Annotated in this window: 8 protein-coding genes; 5 read left to right on the top strand and 3 right to left on the bottom strand. The window is 37.1% G+C overall.

Going from position 1 to position 4965, the window contains the following annotated elements:
* Positions 1 to 63: 63 nt before the first annotated feature.
* Positions 64 to 192 carry a hypothetical protein gene (locus tag H6G92_RS40725; protein WP_277926954.1) on the top strand — a complete coding sequence of 43 codons (129 nt, stop codon included), beginning with the start codon at positions 64 to 66 and terminating at the stop codon, positions 190 to 192.
* A 241-nt stretch (positions 193 to 433) separates the two neighbouring features.
* Here H6G92_RS40725 and H6G92_RS38175 read toward each other — a convergent pair whose 3' ends face one another.
* Both H6G92_RS38175 and H6G92_RS38170 read right to left on the bottom strand, forming a co-directional pair.
* The gene (locus tag H6G92_RS38175; RefSeq protein ID WP_190901986.1) at positions 434 to 571 is read right to left on the bottom strand and encodes a hypothetical protein; all 138 of its coding nucleotides are present in this window, start codon (positions 569 to 571) and stop codon (positions 434 to 436) included.
* Between the two features lie 25 nt (positions 572 to 596).
* A complete protein-coding gene (locus H6G92_RS38170; RefSeq protein ID WP_190901983.1) occupies positions 597 to 881 on the bottom strand; it encodes a hypothetical protein in 285 nt (94 codons plus the stop codon).
* Positions 882 to 1277: 396 nt separating this feature from the next.
* On the opposite strand from H6G92_RS38170, the gene H6G92_RS38165 reads away from it, so the two are divergent.
* Positions 1278 to 2021: a hypothetical protein gene (locus H6G92_RS38165; protein ID WP_190901981.1), complete on the top strand. Its 744-nt coding sequence runs from the start codon at positions 1278 to 1280 to the stop codon at positions 2019 to 2021.
* A 158-nt stretch (positions 2022 to 2179) separates the two neighbouring features.
* Here the strand turns inward: H6G92_RS38165 and H6G92_RS38160 are convergent, their stop codons facing one another.
* Positions 2180 to 2938: a DUF559 domain-containing protein gene (locus tag H6G92_RS38160; RefSeq protein WP_190901979.1), complete on the bottom strand. Its 759-nt coding sequence runs from the start codon at positions 2936 to 2938 to the stop codon at positions 2180 to 2182.
* A gap of 456 nt (positions 2939 to 3394) precedes the next feature.
* On the opposite strand from H6G92_RS38160, the gene parA reads away from it, so the two are divergent.
* From parA to H6G92_RS38145, 3 genes are all read left to right on the top strand, one after another.
* Positions 3395 to 4027, top strand: coding sequence for a ParA family partition ATPase (gene parA, locus H6G92_RS38155; protein WP_190901977.1), 633 nt, complete (start codon positions 3395 to 3397; stop codon positions 4025 to 4027).
* On the top strand, positions 4028 to 4282 hold the full coding sequence (locus H6G92_RS38150) for a ribbon-helix-helix domain-containing protein (RefSeq protein ID WP_190901975.1): 255 nt from the start codon (positions 4028 to 4030) through the stop codon (positions 4280 to 4282). It begins immediately after the preceding gene.
* 277 nt (positions 4283 to 4559) lie between these two features.
* A complete protein-coding gene (locus H6G92_RS38145; protein WP_190901973.1) occupies positions 4560 to 4877 on the top strand; it encodes a hypothetical protein in 318 nt (105 codons plus the stop codon).
* Positions 4878 to 4965: the final 88 nt, after the last annotated feature.

Genomic DNA, 4965 nt, shown 5'->3' with positions numbered 1-4965 from the left:
TGATTTTTACAATCTCATCTTGGTATTCTTCAAGTGTTATTTGGCAGATTTTTGGATAACTCATTGAATTTATTTCTAGTTGTTAGCGGTTGTTATTTGGGCTTATATGTCGGGAAATACCCCTTTCACCACATTGGCAAAGGTGGCGATCGCCTACCAACTCCAGTTTTAATATCAGAAAAATTAGCGTAACTTTTGAAATTCCAATTTCTGACCGCGAACAAAATCACCTCATCTAATCCAGTTCCCGCCGCGCTCCTAAGTCACTAATTAGCTGTATTTAGCACATTACTAATCTAAGTAGTGCTTAAAATTTTTATTGGCTGTAAAGCTTGCAGGGCAAGGATTAGAGGGCGTTCCATACCCTAGTAGTTCTTTCTATATATATAAAAACACGAGGGTATGGAACATCCCCACTGGCTTTACACTTCCTCTAGTTGGGGCATAGGGCATTGAAGATTGGGGGCGATCGCACTAAATTGTCAGCGCGGTTATTGAGCGTTAGCGTGGTGGACTTGATTTGGTAGCTGTAGCGTGGCGATCGCGTCTCCCTGCGGGGAAGGGGAAGCACAATCGCTTATTGTAGATGTGTAGGATTAATCCTCAAGCCCTAAACTTGCCCTAATTTTTCTAGCAACTTGCTTATCGTCTTTAATATCTTCCCTTTTCCATTCAGCATATTCTTGTTCTTCACGTTCTTGACATTGCTTGTAAATTTGACGGATTTCTTCAAGCATTTTTTCTTCTGCTTTTAAAACAGATGTGTACATTTGCGATTGAATTTCCGTTAATGTACTAAATTGCTGGGGATGTCCTGCTTTTTTAAGTAGCTCTTTCGCTTTTTCGATTTCATCATCGGTAAGGACTAATTTATTTGACATACGCTAAAAACTTTTTTGTTGTATTTGTGTATCAGTAAATTTTAATCGCCAGATTTTTATATCGCCAATAATTTCATCAGATTAATGATTGGAATTTAGAGGCTATGATGATCGCTCGGAGTCGCCAGCGTGGTTATTGGGTACTGGTAGCGCGGTGACGTAAGTTTTGGTGACATGGCTGTGGTACCCGCACCGCCACCCCACAAATCCAAAAACCCCACAGCGATCACACCTCCCCCACAAATTCTTCCCTAGAGCGCACTAAATCTCTAGCTCTTTGAAGAGATGACACGTTATTTTTCTGTGGCATAACCTTAATGTGCCTTTGTGAACTTTAATGTTAGTTGAGCTATTATGGTTCAATATTTTACTTAGATGGTGTATTAGGAGTTTAAAATGAAAAACGAACAACAAGAGATAGGAGATTCCCTGCTTAAGACTTTCAATGATTCTGAAACAATAAAACTTATACCTGATATGGCTGATATTGGTATGCATTTTATAACGGAAAATCAAATTTTTAAAGAAATTCCTATTTTTGGAACTATATATACATTGTCTAAAGGCGCTTTTGCTATTCGTGATTATTTTTTAATCAAAAAGATATGTTATTTTTTACAAGAAAGCAAATCTATTGATGAAAAATCAAAACGAGATTTTACACAGAAATTGGCACAAGATTCTGAGTATGCTACGAAAATTGGCGAAAATATCGTTAATATTTTAGATCGATTTGATCAGGTTTCTAAAGCATCGGCTTTTGCAAGAATATTAGGAGTATATATAGAAGGTAAAATTAGTTATAAAGAATATCAAGAGTTCTCTTATGCATTAGAAAAAATAAATTATGAAAATATCGAATTACTTAAAGAATTTTATGAACACAAACTAAATTTTAAAATGAAAGTTTATTTACAACCTTTTGTGTTTACTGGTTTGGTTTCTCTCTCTGTTTCCAGTGAAAGAGAAATTCCTGGTTTTAATCAGAATACTCTTGGACAAAGATTTTTAGCAGCCTTGGGTTTTGAAAATTTCAAAAAAGTTTTATCTCAAAGAAATTTTGTTGATTGCGGAGAGGGTGTTAGTGAATTTGGAATGGGGGCACCTTTGAATATAGTAATTCCTCCTTCTAAAAATTAAAGACAATGCATTTACAGCGACTTGGTGATCGCTACCAATGGGCATGGTTTCGTAAAATCCTCTTATTTCAGCGCTGATCTCAATAGAACTGAAGTCTAAATCATGATCTGAGTTATATTAATGTTTGTTGGCATAGTAACCATAGCAAAAATACTATTTTAATTAAATAATTGTAAAAACTCTTCAACCACTTTGGACGCATCTCCATAGCATTGCTCTGCTGAAAATCTAACTGTAGAAATGCCTTGCCGCAAAAATATTCTATCTCTCTTACAATCCCAATTCCTTTGAAATACTTGATTATGTCCTACTCCGTCAACTTCAAGAATCATACATTTTTGATTGTGAAACACTAAAAAATCTACCTCTGCTTTTTCTCTATCTTTATTATCATAATTAGTAACAGGTAATCCATTTAATGCTATAAAACCATTTACATTAGCAAAGAAAGTAATATTTTGACTAGATAAAGCTCTAGCTATCCTTATTTCAGTTTCTGATCGAAATGTTAATCCATTCCATAAAAATTTTTCTGTGAGTAGATTATTTTCAAGTTTAGTTTTTACTGAGTGTTCTTGTATCTTAATATTGTTAAATATTCTTCTCCTTTCAAAGTCATCATAATAAACAGTCCACCAATATTTTGTACCTTTTCCATCTCGCTGATCTGCAAAAGCTAGATGTAAATGTTCGGTAATCTCAAAGTAAAATCCGGTTTGTTGTCTAGCTAATAACCACTTTTGGACTAGCCCTCTATCGCTAAAATTATAAACCTGTAGAAGAAAAGTAATTAAAGAATCAGTCCTAACTTCGACATAGTAAGGCAACTGGGGAGCTACTGAAACTATTGAACTATCAGAATTATTGTGTTGTTTACCCGGTGGATTAAAAACAGTTCTAACGGGAGCTTGCACCATATAAAGAAAAAAATGATATTTTATTTAGTTGTAGCTACTCCAAATTGATTAAAGCAATAGAAAGAATACATAACAATAATTAAAGATTCTATTATCAGTCAGTCACTTGCTTAAGTGCGCCTACTCCATACTGCTTACTCCCCACTCTCGACCGCTGCCGTAGTCACCACTTAGAATTGTTCACGCTTGAGCAGTATCCCTTCCTAGTTTTGAAGTCAGCTATCAGCCAGCGAGTTGTGTTTGATCTGTTGCGAGACTTGCTAGAGCAGCACTATGAAACTAAAAAGTAAAAGCGTATTTACAGAAATAAAGAAATGGAATAGGCGATCGCTTTAGCTTTCATTTTTCGCCCCTCATGAATTTCTTATGGTTTCCAGTAATAAAAAGGCGATCGCACCCTACCCAAAAGACCAATTTTCTGTAAATCTATAAATACGATTTCCTTTATTTACAGAAATGATTATTTCAGTACAGAACCAAAAAGGTGGCGTGGGCAAGACGACACTGGCGATTCATATAAGTCATGGGCTGGTGTTGAAAGGTCACAATGTGTTGTTAGTAGATGCAGATCCACAAGGGTCATCACGAGATTGGGCAGCAGCACGTGGAGAGAAACCCCCATTTCCAGTAGTAGGATTAGACCGCCCTACCATTCACCGTGATTTACCAACCCTTGCAAAAGATTATGACCATGTGGTGATTGATGGGCCGCCGCGAGTCTCGGATTTAGCACGAAGTGCAATTATTGCGGCAGATTTGGTTGTGATTCCTATTCAACCCAGTCCTTATGATATTTGGGCAGCTGTTGAAGTTATCAAACTGATCACAGAAGCTTCTGTATTTAAAGAAAACATTAAAGCTGTATTTGTAATTAATCGTAAAATAGTAAATACGGCAATTGGACGGGATGTAGTGGAAGCGCTTGAGCAGTATCCCTTCCAAGTGTTGAAGTCAGCTATCAGCCAGCGAGTTGTGTTTGCAGAATCGGCAGCATCAGGCAATACGGTTTTTGAAGTTGACAAGAATGGTTCTGCTGCCAAGGAAGTAAAAGCGCTGGTAAATGAATTATTAAAACTGGGGGTTGAATAAATGTCAGCGAAAAAGGTAAATTTTGGTAAAAAACCTGAAGCACTCCAACCCGTAGACTTAGAGCAATGGGTGAGCGATCGCGAGTCTGTTGTATCCCAACCGGAGCAAGCGCAACCTGAAAAAATGAAGCGTTTAACCTTGGATATCCCTGAATCTTTGCATAAAGCAATTAAACGTCAAGCAGTCGATGCAGGGGTAACAATGGCTGATCTGCTGCGAGACCTGCTAGAGCAGCACTATGGAACTAAACAGTAAAACCGTATTTACAGAAATACAGAATTTTTGAGATAGGAAGGCGTGATTGCTGACTACCAGATCATGACTCCTTAACCGTGACTACGGCTACTTCTACCAAAATGCCCTACATCGCATTTCAAATCCTACAGACAAGTCACCACAGAAGGCTTACATAGCAAAATTAACCCCCATTTTTGAGGTGATGAGGTGTGGGCGATGGGGGCGATGGCCTTCCCTGCATTCTTCGCAACTTTTGTATTATTTATATAATACATTTTATTTACATTAGCTTAAGATGAAATATACACCATTAACAACAGATCCTTTTGAGCATTATTTCTATGAATATGCTCAATGGCTAGAAAAATCATGGTCTGCCACTGGTGCGAATACATTAGCCACGTCTTCTCTAGATGCACTTGCAGAGATTTGGCTGCATGATTTTCCTGACGCTAAGAAAAAGTTGGAAAAAGAAATTGGTGGTAATGTTCCAGGCTCTATTAGACTAGCCAGATTTTTAAAGCAATTTATCCCAAATGATCCAGATATCAATAAAGTTGCTGTTGTCTGTTTTTGTCCATTAAAGAATTATTTGTCAGTTTTAAAGAATTAGTGTCCAGGCACTCGATTTTTTGAGTCATTTGGAATTAGAGTCATGGTCTAGTTCGGTAAATTCCAGTTTTAAAGAATTAGTGTCACCT

Source organism: Nostoc foliaceum FACHB-393 (assembly GCF_014698505.1).
GTDB lineage: Bacteria > Cyanobacteriota > Cyanobacteriia > Cyanobacteriales > Nostocaceae > Nostoc > Nostoc foliaceum_A.
Note: the sequence above shows the minus strand (reverse complement) of the source record. Positions and strands in the feature narration are given on the sequence as shown.